Genomic DNA, 16,290 nt, shown 5'->3' on the forward strand with positions numbered 1-16,290 from the left:
TCGATACTTTATCAGATTTGGAAAGGTATTATGCTTTTATGGATAAATATGAGGTATTAAAACAGTATTTCGGCTATGACGCTTTCCGGGACGGACAGGAAAAGATGATCGACGCGATCACCTCCGGCAGGGACGTACTTGGAATCATGCCGACGGGTGCGGGAAAGTCGCTCTGTTACCAGATCCCGGCGCTGATGGCAGGGGAGAACGGGGGAATTACGCTTGTGATCTCACCGTTAATTTCCTTAATGAAGGACCAGGTCAGCGCGCTGAACCAGGCGGGAGTCCATGCGGCCTATTTAAACAGTTCCCTGACGCCAGGGCAGTATTATAAAGCGCTGGGATATGCCCGCGAGGGTCGATATCCGATCATCTACGTCGCGCCGGAGCGCCTTCTGACACCGGAATTTCTCGATTTTGCCGTCCACGCGAAGATCGCTATGGTGGCGGTGGACGAGGCCCATTGTGTCTCCCAGTGGGGGCAGGATTTCAGGCCCGGTTACCTAAAAATAGAAGAATTTTTGTGTACACTCCCGAAACGTCCGGTAGTCAGCGCCTTCACGGCAACGGCGACGGCGGAGGTTCGGGATGATATTATCGATCTCCTGAAACTCCAGGATCCGGTGGTGACGACAACAGGATTCGACCGTCCAAACCTCTATTTCGAGGTCCAGAGCCCGAAGGACAAGTATGCGGCGGTAAAGACATATATCGAAGAACACGCCGGTCAGTGCGGCATCGTTTACTGCCTGACGAGAAAACTCGTGGAGGAGGTGACGGAGAAGCTGATGAAGGACGGCTTTTCCGTGACGAGATACCACGCGGGACTGTCCGACAGCGAGAGAAAACAGAATCAGGAGGATTTCATCTTCGACCGGGCGCAGATCATGGTGGCGACCAATGCCTTCGGCATGGGAATTGACAAGTCGAACGTCCGCTTTGTGATCCACTACAATATGCCGAAGAACATGGAGAGCTATTATCAGGAAGCCGGCCGCGCGGGGCGTGACGGGGAACCGGCGGACTGCCTGCTGCTCTACGGCGGCCGAGATGTGGTGACAAACCAGATGTTTATCGACAACAACCGGGATAATGAGGAGCTTGACGATGTGACGAGAGCGATCGTTGCGGAGAGAGACCGGGATCGCTTGAAAAAGATGACGTTCTACTGCTTTACGAACGACTGCCTGAGAGAGTATATCCTGCGGTATTTCGGGGAGTATGGAAGCGGATACTGCGGGAACTGCTCGAACTGCAAGACACAGTTTGAGGAGATGGATGTGACGGAGATTGCGAAGGCTATCGTGGGCTGCGTCGCAGAGTGCCGGGAGCGGTATGGAACCACGGTGATCCTGGATACTGTCCACGGGGCAGCGACGGTGAAGATCCGAAATTACCACATGGATGAGAATTCCCATTACGGAGAGTCATCGAAGGTTCCCACATACAGATTGCGCCAGGTCTTAAATTTCCTCCAGGTGAAGGAATATCTTGTGGTGACATCCGACGAGTACGCCATCGTAAAACTCGGAAAGAACGCGGCGGCCCTCTTAAACGGCGAAGATGAGAAAGTCATGATGAAGCTCCCGAAGGAGCAGGAGAGAATGAAGACTGGGAAGACTTCCAGTGCGAAGAAGCCAAAAATGACGGCCGGAAGCGAGAACTTTACAGAGAAGGAGACGACGCTTTTCGACCTCTTAAAGGAACTTCGCAGGGAGATCGCAAGGGAAGAAAAAGTCCCGCCCTACATAGTATTCTCCGACAAGACGCTGGTACATATGTGCCTTGTAAAACCCCAAAATAAGGAGAAAATGTTGAAGGTTTCCGGCGTTGGTGAGTTTAAGTTTGAGAAGTACGGGGAGAGGTTCCTGGATAAAATCAGGGACTCTTTGAGTGGGGAATTATAAATTTAAAAGCGCAGAAAGTTTCGAAATATCGAAATTTATGCGCTTTTTGCATAGATAAAAATAGGAAATCGACTTGACGAATCACAGAAACGGGTGTATGATAATGACAGTTTCACTCACACGCGTTAAAGCGTAACGCAACAACGCATTTAAGAACGGAATTCCGCATGAAGGAAAGGATTCCGAAAAGAGAAAAATTGAGGGGAGATCGATATTATGAAAAAAGTAACAGCACTTGCAATGGCAGCCGTCGTTGCGGCTTCTGCACTGACGGGCTGTGGATCCAGTTCCACAGCGGAGACAACAGCAGCAGCCACAGAGGCAAAAACAGAAGCTGCGGCAGCAGCTTCCACTGAGGCGGCAAAAGAGGACGGCAAGACTTATAACGTAGGTATCTGCCAGTTAGTCCAGCATCCGGCACTTGACGCGGCGACAGAAGGCTTTGAGGCTGCATTAAAAGATAAACTCGGTGACAATGTTAAATTTGATCTTCAGAACGCATCCGGCGATTCTGCAACATGCGCAACGATCATCAACCAGTTCGTTTCCAACGATGTTGATCTGATTCTTGCAAACGCGACTGCAGCTCTTCAGGCCGCAGCGGCAGGAACCAGCGAGATCCCGATCCTCGGAACCTCCATCACGGACTACGCGACTGCTCTTGACATCGATAATTGGACCGGTACGACTGGTCTTAACATTTCCGGAACCTCCGATCTCGCTCCACTTGACCAGCAGGCTGCAATGCTCAACGAGCTGTTCCCGGAGGCAAAGAATGTCGGCTTATTATACTGCTCCGCAGAGCCGAACTCCAAATATCAGGCAACAACCGTAAAAGGATATCTTGAGGATCTCGGATATACCTGTAAGGAATACACCTTCGCAGACTCCAACGATATCGCTTCCGTAACAACAACAGCAGCAGGAGAGAACGATGTTCTCTATGTTCCGACTGACAATACGGCTGCTTCCAATGCAGAGATCATAAACAATATCTGCCTTCCGGCGAAAGTTCCGGTAATTGCAGGTGAAGAAGGAATCTGCTCCGGATGCGGCGTTGCAACTCTTTCCATCGACTACTACGACATCGGATACAAAGCCGGTGAGATGGGCGCAGAGATCCTGATGGACGGCAAAGATGTAAAGGAAATGCCGATCGAGTTTGCACCGGAGGTAACAAAGAAATACAATAAGGCAAACTGTGAGGCACTTGGAATCACGGTTCCGGATGACTACGTTGTGATCGAAGAATAATAACGACTTGAAATTATGAGGACATCAGGGTGGCAAACAGCAAAAAAATTTGTCACCCTGTTTGTTATCATCAGCCATAGGAGGAAAGAAACGTGAATTTTGCAACATTGTTTAATGCATTGCCGGGTGCCTGTGCACAGGGACTCATCTGGGGCATCATGGCGATCGGCGTTTATATTACATATAAGATCCTCGATCTTGCAGACCTTACCGTGGACGGAACCATGTGTACGGGAGGTGCTGTCTGCATCATTTTCATGTTAAACGGACATTCTGTGGGAGTGTCCCTGTTTGCGGCGTTTATCGCGGGAATGATCGCGGGCCTTGTGACCGGAATCTTTCACACGGCGATGGGGATCCCGGCGATCCTTGCGGGAATCCTGACCCAGCTTGGTCTCTACTCCATCAACCTCCGCATTATGGGCGGTAAGGCAAATCAGGCCATCAGTGTGGATAAGTATGATCTTTTAGTGTCTCTCCGTTATGTAAAGGGAGTCGCATTTTACAGGAACACGATCTTCGTGACGGCATTGATCATTGTGATCCTGATCGCGGTCCTCTACTGGTTCTTCGGAACAGAGATCGGATGCTCCATCCGTGCCACAGGTTCCAATCAGAACATGTCACGTGCCCAGGGCATCAATACCGATTTTACAAAGATCTTAGGTCTTATGATCTCTAACGGGATCGTTGCCTTTGCGAGCGGCTTATATGCCCAGTATCAGGGCTTTGCGGATGTCAACGCAGGCCGCGGTGCCATCGTGATCGGTCTCGCAGCCGTTATCATCGGTGAGGTCGTATTCGGAAAGATCAGCCAGAACTTCGGTTTCAAGTTGTTCTCCGTTGCCTTCGGTGCAATCATTTATTATCTGGTCCTTCAGGTCGTACTCTGGATGGGATTAAATTCCAACGATTTAAAACTCCTGTCAGCTCTTGTCGTTGCGGTATTCCTTGCGATCCCGTACATGAAAGGCAAATATTTCTCTAAACCGGTAAAAAGAGGAGGTGCACCTCGTGCTTGATCTTCACAGTATTTATAAAACCTTCAACGCGGGAACCGTCAATGAAAAGACTGCGTTAAACGGATTAAATCTTCATTTAAACGAAGGCGATTTTGTCACCGTCATCGGTGGAAACGGAGCTGGAAAATCTACCATGTTAAATGCGGTCGCAGGAACGTGGTTTGTGGATGAGGGAAAAATCACCATCGATGATATCGACGTGACAAAGCTCCCGGAGCACAAGCGTGCGAAGTATCTCGGACGTGTATTCCAGGATCCGATGACAGGAACGGCTGCCACCATGCAGATCGAGGAGAACATGGCATTAGCAGCAAGAAGAGGAATGACACGTTCTCTGAAGGCCGGAATCACCGCAAAAGAGCGTGAGTTCTACAGGGGGCAGTTAAAGATCTTAGGCCTTGGTCTTGAGGACCGCCTCACATCAAAAGTCGGACTTCTCTCCGGCGGACAGAGACAGGCGCTGACCCTTCTCATGGCAACCTTAAAGAAGCCGAGACTTCTCCTTTTAGACGAGCACACGGCAGCCCTCGACCCGAAGACGGCAGCGAAGGTTCTTGAGACAACCGACAAGATCGTAAACAGTGAGCATCTGACAACACTCATGATCACTCACAACATGCGCGATGCGATCGCCCACGGGAACCGTCTGATCATGATGAACGCAGGCCACGTGATCTATGATGTGGCCGGAGAGGAGAAGAAACACCTGACAGTCCAGGATCTTCTTGCGAAGTTTGAGGAAGCTGCAGGCGGCGAACTTGCGAACGACCGTATGATCCTGTCGTAGGGGCCATATATATAGAAGAAACAGGTCGAAAAGTAGATAAACGGCAGCGGATATCTGTAAGCAGATTACAGAGTTTGCTGCCGTTTTTTGTGTAATAGGAAATTCCGAGGAATTCTCTATTACATAAAAGGCACTCATGTGCCAATGATGCGCACTCGCGCGAAGATGTAGATTGTCGCAAGCGACCGCGCGAGGCGCGAAAATGTGCCAAGGCACATTCTTTATTATTGCTTTTTTGCGTATTCCGTTGTATAAATGATGTGCAGCCTAAAAGGATTAAATACCGGACTGCGGGCAGATGCGGCGCAGGGAAAAGGCTGTGTTCAGGAGGAAATATTTATGAGCAGATCTGCAAAAAATGATAAAACAAAGACAAATGTGATGCGGCTTTTAGATGCCGCGAAAATCCCTTACGAGGCGAAGGAGTACCCGGTGGATGAGAACGATCTCTCCGGAAGCCATGCGGCGGACATGCTGGGTGTGGATCATGGAAGCGTGTTTAAGACCCTTGTACTGAAGGGAGAACGCACCGGATTTCTCGTCTGCTGTATTCCTGTGGACGGTGAAGTAGATTTAAAAAAGGCGGCGAAAGCGGCGGGAGATAAGAAGGTGGAGATGCTTCCGATGAAGGATCTTTTAGCCACAACGGGGTACATCCGCGGTGGCTGTTCTCCTATCGGAATGAAGAAAAAGTTCCCGACTTTTATTGATGAGGCGGCGTTAAAATACGAAACGATCGCTGTCAGCGCGGGCCAGAGGGGATTCCAGGTACTGCTTTCCCCGCAGACTCTCGCGGACTATGTGGGAGCAAAACTGCTGGATTTGCAGCAAAATGGTTAACATAAATGAAAAAGTTATCGGAAACCACCTGAAAGTGGGGAATCAATATTTAACAAAATTGTAACATTTGCAATATTTTATACTTGCCAATACCACCAAAAATTTAGGTTTTATGCCGATAATATTTGGAAAAGATATTAATAAAATGTAACAATCATTAAAAAACGGGCTGTAAAATGTAACAAAGTTGGCCATGGCTTATTGACATTTGCCCTCTCATTCTCCTATAATCACAGACACCGGCCGGAAAACGGTCGGAATGAACAACCGGCGACAGGACGGAGAAAGAGGGTATTCAAAAATGAATCCATGGAACTCATTTCTTCAGACAGTCTTTCAGTTTGTGAAATCACTCTTCACCGGTGTGACAAAGAAGATGCACCGGAATGCGGCAATTCTCACGATGGGCGCAACACTGATTGCAGTGATTCCATTTACAGCGGTGGACTTCCAGGGCGGAGGCAAAAACGCGATCGTAGCGTTTGCAGAGACGCAGGGAGGTTCGGATGAAGACAGTCTGGAGGAGACAGAAGATACTGCTCTTCCGGAAACAGACGGAAATGTTTTAGAGGATGAGACGACGGCGGATGAAGCATCATCCGCGGAGACGGAAGCAGATATCGAGAGAGAAACTGAAAATACAGAGACGAATGATAAGAACAGCGCCGAGGACGCAGGAGCTTCGGAAAAAGCAGACGAGAGCAATGGGGCTCAGGATGAGTCTGCGGGGCCGGAAGTGGAAACTGCGGGAAACGCAGAGACCGGAGCTGTGCAGGTTGAGGCGGAAGCAGAAGGCTCACCTGTGACAGAGGTACAGGCGGAAGCGGAAGAGACTGCGGCGGAGGAGCCTGCAAGGGAAGTTTTCACCGGCTACTCTGACAGCGACTACGATGTTCTTCTACGGATCGTGCAGGCGGAAGCTGGAAACTGTGACATGGAAGGCCGTGTCATGGTGGCGAACGTGATCTTAAACCGTGTGGAGAATGACTCATTCCCGAACACGATCACGAAAGTTGTCTACCAGAAACACCAGTTTTCACCGGTGTCCAACGGCTCCATCAAGAGATGCAGGGTCACAGCCGAGACGGTGGAGGCCGTAGGGCGGGCGCTCTCAGGTGAAGATCTGACGGACGGTGCCCTGTATTTTATGAACCGGCATGCGTCATCAAAAAAGAACGCCAGCTGGTTTGACAGACATCTGGAATTCCTGTTTAAACATGGAAATCACGAGTTTTTCCGGTAAACTCCGGGTCAGATAAAAAGGATAAGGGAAAGGCGGCATGTGCCAGAACCGTAAAAAAGCGGTTCTGGTGGGTGCCGCTTTTTTGCAGCTGCAGATCTGAAATAGAATACAGGTGATATATTCTGTCGGTTTGAAAACGAAAAGTCGATAGCCATGGAAAATAGTGGAGGTTGGCGGAAGGGCAGTACAGGATTTTATAATTGACATTTAAATGGGGGCATGGGATAATAAAACTCATGAAATTGGAAATACGTGAAAGAGGAAAAATGATGAAGTTAAAAAGAGTATTTTTTGATCTTGACGGCACACTGACGGATTCCATGCCAGGGATCACGAGGGGTGTTCAGTATGCGCTGAAACATTACGGCATCCATGTGGATGACCTTTCGGTCTTGAAACCGTTTGTGGGACCGCCGCTCTTCGACAGCTTTAAGAGATATTATAATTTTTCAGATAAGGACGCAAATGATGCGATCTATGTGTTCCGGGAATACTACGATGTGAAAGGCTGGATGGATAATGCGCCGTTCGATGGCGTGGAAGATATGTTAAAGACCTTAAAGGAGGCTGGCCTCGAACTCTATGTGGCAACATCGAAGCCGGAGGAGACCGCAAAGAAAGTCCTGGAATATTTCCAACTGACAGAGTATTTTAAATTTATCGGCGGCGCGTCCATGGATGAAGCGCGTGTGAATAAGGACGATGTGATCCGCTATGTCCTGGAAGAAAACTGCATCAGCGAGGAGGAGAAGCCTTCCGTGATCATGGTGGGTGACCGGGAACATGATGTATACGGTGCGAAGAAAACGGGACTTTCCGTGATCGGCGTGCTTTACGGATATGGAAGCCGTGAAGAACTCCAGAGCGCCGGGACAGATTACCTCTGTGAGACACCGGAGGAGACAGCAAAGCTCTTAAAAGGTATGATGTAAAAAAAGATCAGCCGATATTTGGGATGCTTTGTCTGTGTTAAAGACAAGACAGACAGTACAGCAGGGATCGAAGATCCGGTTTACAGCTATGTCGGGAGTTGTAATTATGAGTCGCAGAAAAATACATGACACCAGGAAATGGAACTTGAAAAATGATCCGTGATGCGCTATAATAGTTCTCAGTTAAAGGGAATGTGATTCCTGGGATGTTCGACACTCCTGTCTATTTTGAACCTACATTTTGACATACGGGATTCCTATATTTTTGAACGGATGTCAGGCCTCCAAAGAGTGGAAGGCAGATGTTTAAGTGCGGATGCCCACCTAGCATTGCTAGGCGTCAATTATTCAGGAAACGGCATTTTGGGATTGCGAAAGATAAAAAAGCAGCGAGAGATCGCTGCTTCTTTTCATATAGTGGGATATAACATGGCGTTATTTTACATGGATGAACGACGCATGATTTCCGCGCATGACGGGGGTTTAGATTTCGCAAATGCTCTTTTCTAAACATGGGAAGTATGATATTATGGGTGCAAACAGGTTTCGATACATATGATATGAATGGAAGAAACAACTGCAAAGGAGAAACTTTTTTATGAAAAATGAACGGTTCGAACGATACATTTACATGGGGGTGACGGCAATCCTGGTACTGATCGCAGCGGTGTTTGTCGTCTTTCTGTTTCTGGAGAGGAATGCAGTGTTTGCCTTTCTGGGAAAAGTACGGTTTGTCCTGGCACCGGTGATCTACGGCGCTGTACTTGCTTTTTTAATGTCTCCGGTCTATAACCGGTGCTACAATACAGTCGTGTATGTGCACGATGACGACAAGAAAAAAGAGGACGAGGAAAAGAAGATCGCGCCAAAGAAACGGTTCAAGAGTGAATCCTTCGGCAATTTCCTTGGAAAAGCCGTTGGAACAGTGATAAGCCTTGCGTTTCTGATCGTGGTGGTCGTAAGCCTTTCCAGCATGATCATCCCGCAGCTCTATTCCAGTATCGTGGGGATCATCAACATGATGCCGGTTTATTTCCAGAACGTGTATGACTGGCTGACGGAATTCTTCGTGAACAACCCGCCGGTGGAGCAGGCAATCTTAAATATTTACGAGCAGTCAGCCCAGTATTTTCAGAGCTGGATGGAGACGGACTTAATGTCGAATCTCTCCAATTTCCAGAACTTCCAGAATATTGAGAAGATTGTCGGCGGCGTATCCAGCGGAGTCATGAATGTGATCACGCTGACAAAAAACATGCTGATCGGATTGATCGTTATGATCTATCTGTTAAATATCAAGGAATCCCTATCAGCGCAGGGAAAAAAATTTATTTATTCCGTTCTTCCACTGAAAGCGGCCAATATCGTTGTGGCTGAATTCCAGTTTATTAAAAAAGCGTTTTCCGGCTTTATTATCGGAAAACTGATCGATTCCCTGATCATCGGAATTCTCTGCTTTATCCTGATGCATCTGTTTAAGCTGCCGTATGAGCTGCTGATCAGCGTGATCATCGGAGTGACGAATGTGATACCGTTCTTCGGACCATTTATTGGAGCAGCTCCGTGCGCGATCCTCGTATTCCTCATCAGTCCGAAACAGTGTCTGTACTTTATTGGGCTGATCCTTGTGCTTCAGCAGTTTGACGGAAATATTTTAGGACCGAAGATCCTGGGAAATTCCACAGGTGTTTCCAGCTTTGGTGTACTGTTTTCGATCCTGCTGTTCGGCGGATTGTGCGGATTTGTGGGAATGATCATTGCGGTTCCGTTGATGGCAGTCATCATTCATATTTATAATCAGATTCAGGAATATCTCCTTTCAAAGAAGAGTCTGAGCATAAAAGAAGAGGACTATGTAAATCTGAAGCGGATCGACGAACAGAACGGCGAGTATAAAAAACACGGTGACGAACAGTAGCTGGTTCTGGTCGGGAAAGGAATTATGAACGAGAGAAGGAAACTGATAAACTGGATGGCGGGAGTCACGACGTTCATCGTGGTTCTGCTGATCGTGATCGTACTTCTGGACAGGGAAGAGGATGGAGTCTCCCTGGCAGCGGCATCCCGGACGGTGGCACTGACACTGGAGTCGGGGAATGGAATTCTTGAAAATGCGCCGGAGACGTCGAATTTTGATGAAGATCTATCGGACCAGTGGTATGTGAAATATATGGACTACCTCTATGGTCAGGGATATATTGACAGCGGATCGGTCAAAGCGGACGAGCGGAGCGCTACGTCCGCAGTTACATACGCGGTTCTTTCGGACTGGGCAAAAAAGGCATCGGAAGAGGGAAAAGGGGAAACAGATGCGCTCCTTTCTTATGTGGATTCCGGTGACCGGGCGAAAAAGGCGGTCTCCAGTGAGAATTTCTGGAAGTTCTATGACGCGTTCCGCGCGGCGGTGGATCCGGACAGAGCTGTGGCCGAGGTGGAGACGGACCTTTACGGAACACCGGACAATGTGGATGGTGCGCCTGCATGGACAGCCTACACGAGGGACGGTATTTTTCAGTTTGAGGGACTTTACCTCGACGGATATATTGACCAGAAGATCCGGTTTCTGGCGAGAGACGATGAGATCTTAAAGGTGGAGGAGATGGTCTCGGACGAGATCGTCTACGAGAATGCCTGGATCTCGGGATTCTCCGGAAAGACAGTGACGGTCTTTATCGGAAATATCCAGAGGGAATTTCCGGTAAAGGGAGTTTTAAAGGATGAGAGCGAGATCTCCGGTCAGATCGGAGATCTGTACTTAAAGGGCGGAACCCCAAAACGACTGGTGCTGAAGAAAGAGAAGATCACCGGAACGGTCCTTGCGGTCCGCGACACAGAGATTGAGATCGACGGCTACGGCAGCGTGCCGCTGGCGGATCAGTTTAAGATCTATCGGACCTACGGTGTTCTCAGGGAACAGCAGAAGAAGGATATTCTCGTCGGCTACCACATGCAGGAATTTGTGGTGGCGGATGGAAAGATCTGTGCGGCCCTGACGACGGAGAAACCGGATATCGACATGATCCGCGTGCTTATCATGACGAACGGATTTAAGTCACTGTTCCATGATACGATCACACTTTCCTGCGACTCCATGGCAGTGTTGGAGTACGGAGATGAGAAGGATGCAAAGACGGAGTCCATCGCAGCAGGGGAGACGGTGACGATAAAACCGGGAGATTCAAGGGTCGCAAGTGGGCGTCTCACATTCCGTTCCGCAAATGAAGGCGGAATGATCACGGTACACAGTCTGGAGCGCGCTCAGGGAATGCCCGTCTATCCGGGACATATGGAGATCACGGAGGAGAGCGACGGCCTGCTTCTCTTAAACGAGGTGGATCTCGAGGAATATTTAAAGCGGGTGACACCGAGCGAGATGCCGCCGACTTATGAGCTGGAGGCGCTGAAGGCCCAGGCGGTCTGTGCGAGAACCTACGCATGGAGGCAGATTCAGGGCAATGCCTACTCGACCTATGGTGCCCATGTGGATGACAGCACGAATTTCCAGGTGTACAACAACACGCTGACCTTCGATTCCACGGATACCGCTGTGAATGAGACCTTTGGTCAGCTTCTGGAATACAACGGGGATCCCATCGAGGCGTTCTATTACTCCACATCTGACGGGCATGGAACCGACGGAAGTGTGTGGGGAGCGGATGCGTCCAACACGCCGTACCTCAGGGCAGTCACGATCAACAACAAGGCGAAGAAGCTGGATCTGACATCCAACGAGGCCTTTGAGAGCTTTATCAAGGACGAGAACACAGATGCCTACGACTCTGACTTCCCGATGTTCCGTTGGAACACGAAGACCACCAGCACGATCCTGGACGAAAAGATCGGCGGGGTCGGCAGGATCACGGGACTTACGATCACATCCAGGGGAGCGGGTGGATACGCGAAGACCCTGAAGGTCGTTGGAACGGAAGGTTCCAAGACATTTTCCGGGCAGAGCAGGATCCGCAGCATTCTCGGAAATGTATCACTTGTATACAACAGGAAAGACGGTTCCACATCTACGGGATGGGATACGCTTCCCAGCGGTTTCATCTATATCGAGAACAACGGAACCGATGAAAATCAGGTGACGACCTTCACAATCTACGGAGGCGGCTTCGGACACGGTGTCGGCATGAGCCAGAACGGTGCCCAGGGCATGGCAAAGCAGGGAAAGACCTGCCAGGAGATTTTAAAGTTCTTCTATGACGGGTGCGGGCTGATGGATATTAGTGAAGTGAATTAATGGAATATGAAAAATAAACAGCTCTGTGCAGCAGTTAAATGGAAAAGTGGATTTCGTTTGGCAGCGGTGCAGGGTTGTTTCGATCTTGAATAAGTCTGGGACAGGAAGTGGGAGAGTTCTTACCAAGGAAAGAAAAGGAAAAAGCCCGTGGAAGCATGTTTTCACGGGCTTTTGCTTTTGTTGAAGAGTTTTGTTAAAATTCGCGGTTATGGGTGATAATACCAAACTTACTTTCTGTACAGGTATTTCGGCACCCCGTTCTCCATCACGCGCTTCGGCTCGCCCTGGATCAGCGGGAGAGCGTAAGCTGAGAAGTCATCGGTGATATCGTTTCCTGCCGCGTTGATCCATTCCTTTGGGAATTTCTTTTCCTGATTGCAGATGAGGCTTACATCCTCCGGTGTGCAGTGCATCTTGTACGGCATGTCGGAGTCACGCTTGAAGGCGATCATCTTCTTTGTCTCCCCGGCGAGAACTGCCTTCACACCGGCAGCGCCTGCCATGGCAGCTTCCTCGATATCCGTCTCAGATACCATCATGCCGCTGCAGCGCTGGTTGACATTTAACTCGATGGAGCGGACTTTCACGCCGAACTTGTCGCGGACAAAGCTTTCCAAAACCTCACCGCAGCCGGTGAGCATCTTGTGACCGAAGGAATCGAGCTTCGCTGCGTCGGAGTACTCGCAGACAAAGGTGCCGCCCTCATCGGCAATTCCCTCGGAGACGCAGACAACGAGGTTCGGGGATTTCTTGAATGCAGCGTCCAGGTCATTATAGAACTGCTCTAAGGAGAACGGAGTCTCCGGGAGGTAGATAAGGCATGGGTTGTCGCCCTCATATTTTCTTGCAAGCCTGGAAGCAGCGGTGAGCCATCCTGCGTGGCGTCCCATGATCTCGACGATGGTGACGGATCTCTGCTGATAGACGGAGGCGTCGAGGACGATCTCGCGGACGGTGGAGGCAACATACTTTGCGGCGCTTCCGAAGCCCGGTGTGTGGTCGGTGAGGACAAGATCGTTGTCGATGGTCTTCGGGATTCCGATGAATTTCACATCGCTTCCAATCTTCTCCGCATAGCGGGAGAGCTTGTCCACGGTATCCATGGAGTCGTTTCCGCCCACATAGAGGAAGTATCCGATGTTCATCTCACGGAAGTTATCGAAGATCGCAGGGTAAACTTCACTGTCTAAATCTGCCGGAAGTTTATAACGGCAGGAACCAAGGTATGCGGCCGGAGTGAGCTTTAAGAGCTCAAGTTCCTTGTCAGAGAGGTCCGTGGAAAGGTCCATCACATGGTCAGCGAGGAATCCCTCGATTCCGTTGATCATTCCGAGAACATGTCCGTCCGCGCCGGATTCCCTGAATGCTTTTACCGCACCATAAAGGCTCGCGTTGATGACGGCGGTAGGTCCGCCGGACTGTCCGATTACAAGATTTTTCATGATTTCTGTATTCTCCAATCTGAATGTATTCCGTAAGCTTATTATAAAAAAATGTGTATGGAAAATCAATGATGAATGTATAAAAACGGAAAAACGGGCAATCCTATGACCAGTACAAAAGAAAAAGATTAATACTTATCCTCCCCTTTTTAGTACCCTGTTCGCTGCCCCTATAGAGACAGCGGGCGGGGTACTTTTTGAATGAAAATCAGAAAAAAGGAGAAGATAAAAGGCGGGAAGCGCAGAAAAAACTTTTGCGTTCAAAATATTTGAATGGAAAGCTTGACAAAGCCCGCGGAAAGGATTACTATCAAAAGCAGCAATATAGTTATGAAAACTACATGATACGGAATGTAGAAACGAAATAAACAGGAAAGGAAACCAGAAACGATGAGCAAAAAAGGATGGAAAGCCGGAGCAGTTCTGGCAGCCGGAGCTGGAATCACAGCGGTACTCGCGGCGAAGAAGCGCGGAAACATGGAAATGGATAAGATGAAAAAGACTTCCCATGGAAGCAGATCCGATTACCGCAACACAGAACTCGGAAAACATGATAAGAACAGCAAGGGAATCTACTACACAAACGGAAACTACGAAGCGTTCGCCCGCCCGGAGAAGCCGGCGGGAATCGAGGAGAAGTCCGCGTACCTTGTGGGAAGCGGTCTCGCATCCCTGGCAGCGGCATGCTTTCTCGTCCGCGATGCCCAGATGCCGGGAAAGAACATCCACATCTTAGAGGCCATGGATATCGCCGGAGGTGCCTGCGACGGAATCGATGATCCGACAAGAGGATATGTGATGCGCGGCGGCCGCGAAATGGAGGATCATTTCGAGTGCCTCTGGGATCTGTTCCACAGCATCCCGTCCCTGGAGGTTCCAGGCGCGTCCGTTCTCGATGAGTATTACTGGTTAAACAAGCATGACCCGAACTATTCTCTCTGTCGTGCCACAGAGCGCCGCGGCGAGGATGCCCATACGGACGGAAAGTTTGGTCTGAGCCAGAAGGGCAGTATGGAGATCATGAAGCTCTTCTTCACGAAGGATGAGGATCTCTATGACAAAACCATCGAGGATGTGTTCGATGATGAGGTATTCGGCTCCCAATTCTGGCTTTACTGGAGAACCATGTTCGCCTTTGAAAACTGGCACAGCGCCCTGGAGATGAAGCGGTACTTCCAGAGATTTATCCACCATATCGGCGGCCTTCCGGACTTCTCCGCTCTGAAATTCACCCGCTACAACCAGTACGAATCCCTGATTCTGCCGATGCAGAAATACCTGGAGGCGGCAGGCGTGGAGTTTCGGTTCGGCACAGAGGTCACAAACGTCCGCTTTGAGATCACGGACGGAAAGAAGACGGCCCGCGCTATCGAGTGCCGCACGAAGAACGGGGACACGGAGATCCCGCTGACGGAAAAGGACCTTGTGTTTATCACAAACGGAAGCTGTACAGAAGGGACGATCTACGGTGACCAGAACCATGCGCCGGTGGGTGACGCGGAAGTGAGAAGCAGCGGCTGCTGGAGCCTCTGGAAGAAAATTGCAGCCCAGGATCCGTCCTTCGGTCATCCGGAAAAATTCTGCTCCGATATCGAGAAGACGAACTGGGAGTCTGCGACGGTCACCACCGCAAATGAAGAGATCATCGACCAGATCAAGAAAATCTGCAAGCGCGACCCGAGGACAGGCAAAGTTGTTACCGGCGGTATCGTGAGCTGCCGCGATTCCAAGTGGCTTTTGAGCTGGACCATCAACCGCCAGGGACAGTTCAAGAATCAGAAGAAGGACGAGGTGTGTGTATGGGTATACAGCCTGTTCACCGATGTCCCGGGCGACTATGTGAAGAAACCCATGAAGGAGTGTACCGGTAAGGAGATCACCGCCGAGTGGCTGTATCATCTCGGAATCCCGGTGGAGGACATCGGGAGACTGGCAGGAGAAGAGTGCAACTGCACGCCGACCATGATGCCATATATCACAGCGTTCTTTATGCCGAGAGCTGCCGGAGACCGCCCGGATGTAATTCCGGACGGATCTGTAAACGCCGCCTTCCTCGGACAGTTTGCAGAGACTCCGAGAGATACGATCTTTACCACAGAGTATTCTGTCCGTACCGCCATGGAGGCAGTATACGGACTCTGTGGAGTGGACCGCGGTGTGCCGGAGGTATGGGGCAGTGTCTATGATGTGAGAGAGCTCTTAGACAGCACGGTGAAGCTCATGGACGGAAAGTCCCCGCTTGAGATGAAGCTTCCGATGCCGTTTGAAATGTTGAAAAAGCCGCTGCTCAGAAAGATCGATAAGACGATCGTTGGAAAACTTCTGCGTGATCACGATGTTTTGAAGGATTGGATGCTGTAGAGACGCGGCGCGCAGATAAAATAGATATATGAGAATATGATGAAAATGCCGGAAATGGGGAACTGCCTGTTTCCGGTATTTTTATGCCCAAATATGCCGAAATTTTTTGCAAGAGGGGGAGATCCGCTGTACGTTCTGTTTTCTTCCGCTTTGTTTTAAGAATTCGTAAGGGAAAAGAAATGGATTCCCCGGAGCATGTGCGATAAGATAAGGCTATAAAAAGGAATAATCCTGATACAGGAAAATTTCGGCTGCAAAG

Annotated in this window: 12 protein-coding genes and 1 other RNA gene; 12 read left to right on the forward strand and 1 reads right to left on the reverse strand. The window is 49.7% G+C overall.

Features of this window, described 5'->3' with window-relative positions:
- Window positions 1-38: 38 nt before the first annotated feature.
- The 10 genes from recQ (at window position 39) to ABCW45_RS09770 (ending at window position 12,228) form a co-directional block, all read left to right on the forward strand.
- A complete protein-coding gene (gene recQ / locus ABCW45_RS09725) occupies window positions 39-1,907 on the forward strand; it encodes a DNA helicase RecQ (protein ID WP_343220737.1) in 1,869 nt (622 codons plus the stop codon).
- Between the two features lie 216 nt (window positions 1,908-2,123).
- Window positions 2,124-3,161, forward strand: coding sequence for an ABC transporter substrate-binding protein (locus ABCW45_RS09730; RefSeq protein ID WP_117502962.1), 1,038 nt, complete (start codon window positions 2,124-2,126; stop codon window positions 3,159-3,161).
- A 92-nt stretch (window positions 3,162-3,253) separates the two neighbouring features.
- A complete protein-coding gene (locus tag ABCW45_RS09735; protein ID WP_117484315.1) occupies window positions 3,254-4,183 on the forward strand; it encodes an ABC transporter permease in 930 nt (309 codons plus the stop codon).
- Window positions 4,176-4,970, forward strand: a complete 795-nt coding sequence (locus tag ABCW45_RS09740; protein ID WP_117469853.1) for an ABC transporter ATP-binding protein — start codon at window positions 4,176-4,178, stop codon at window positions 4,968-4,970. The genes ABCW45_RS09735 and ABCW45_RS09740 overlap by 8 nt, the downstream gene beginning before the upstream one ends.
- 339 nt (window positions 4,971-5,309) lie before the next feature.
- Window positions 5,310-5,810 (forward strand): Cys-tRNA(Pro) deacylase, encoded by a 501-nt coding sequence (gene ybaK, locus ABCW45_RS09745; RefSeq protein ID WP_021906009.1) that lies wholly within the window; start codon window positions 5,310-5,312, stop codon window positions 5,808-5,810.
- A gap of 301 nt (window positions 5,811-6,111) precedes the next feature.
- Window positions 6,112-7,053 carry a cell wall hydrolase gene (locus tag ABCW45_RS09750; protein ID WP_117469852.1) on the forward strand — a complete coding sequence of 314 codons (942 nt, stop codon included), beginning with the start codon at window positions 6,112-6,114 and terminating at the stop codon, window positions 7,051-7,053.
- A gap of 266 nt (window positions 7,054-7,319) precedes the next feature.
- Window positions 7,320-7,985, forward strand: a complete 666-nt coding sequence (locus ABCW45_RS09755; protein WP_242992098.1) for an HAD family hydrolase — start codon at window positions 7,320-7,322, stop codon at window positions 7,983-7,985.
- 195 nt (window positions 7,986-8,180) lie between these two features.
- Window positions 8,181-8,359: non-coding RNA, 6S RNA (gene ssrS / locus ABCW45_RS09760), on the forward strand.
- 224 nt (window positions 8,360-8,583) lie between these two features.
- Window positions 8,584-9,903, forward strand: a complete 1,320-nt coding sequence (locus ABCW45_RS09765; protein WP_117469850.1) for an AI-2E family transporter — start codon at window positions 8,584-8,586, stop codon at window positions 9,901-9,903.
- A 24-nt stretch (window positions 9,904-9,927) separates the two neighbouring features.
- Entirely contained in the window at window positions 9,928-12,228 is a 2,301-nt protein-coding gene (locus tag ABCW45_RS09770; protein WP_117469849.1) for a SpoIID/LytB domain-containing protein, read from the forward strand.
- Between the two features lie 227 nt (window positions 12,229-12,455).
- Here the strand turns inward: ABCW45_RS09770 and ABCW45_RS09775 are convergent, their stop codons facing one another.
- Window positions 12,456-13,670 carry a 6-phosphofructokinase gene (locus ABCW45_RS09775; RefSeq protein ID WP_252196285.1) on the reverse strand — a complete coding sequence of 405 codons (1,215 nt, stop codon included), beginning with the start codon at window positions 13,668-13,670 and terminating at the stop codon, window positions 12,456-12,458.
- Between the two features lie 197 nt (window positions 13,671-13,867).
- Between ABCW45_RS09775 and ABCW45_RS09780 the strand changes: the two genes are divergently transcribed.
- Window positions 13,868-14,038, forward strand: coding sequence for a hypothetical protein (locus tag ABCW45_RS09780; protein ID WP_181968494.1), 171 nt, complete (start codon window positions 13,868-13,870; stop codon window positions 14,036-14,038).
- A gap of 22 nt (window positions 14,039-14,060) precedes the next feature.
- Window positions 14,061-16,031 carry an oleate hydratase gene (locus ABCW45_RS09785; RefSeq protein WP_117469848.1) on the forward strand — a complete coding sequence of 657 codons (1,971 nt, stop codon included), beginning with the start codon at window positions 14,061-14,063 and terminating at the stop codon, window positions 16,029-16,031.
- Window positions 16,032-16,290: the final 259 nt, after the last annotated feature.

This window comes from Pilosibacter fragilis, from assembly GCF_032490495.1.
In the GTDB taxonomy this organism is placed as follows: domain Bacteria; phylum Bacillota; class Clostridia; order Lachnospirales; family Lachnospiraceae; genus Pilosibacter; species Pilosibacter fragilis.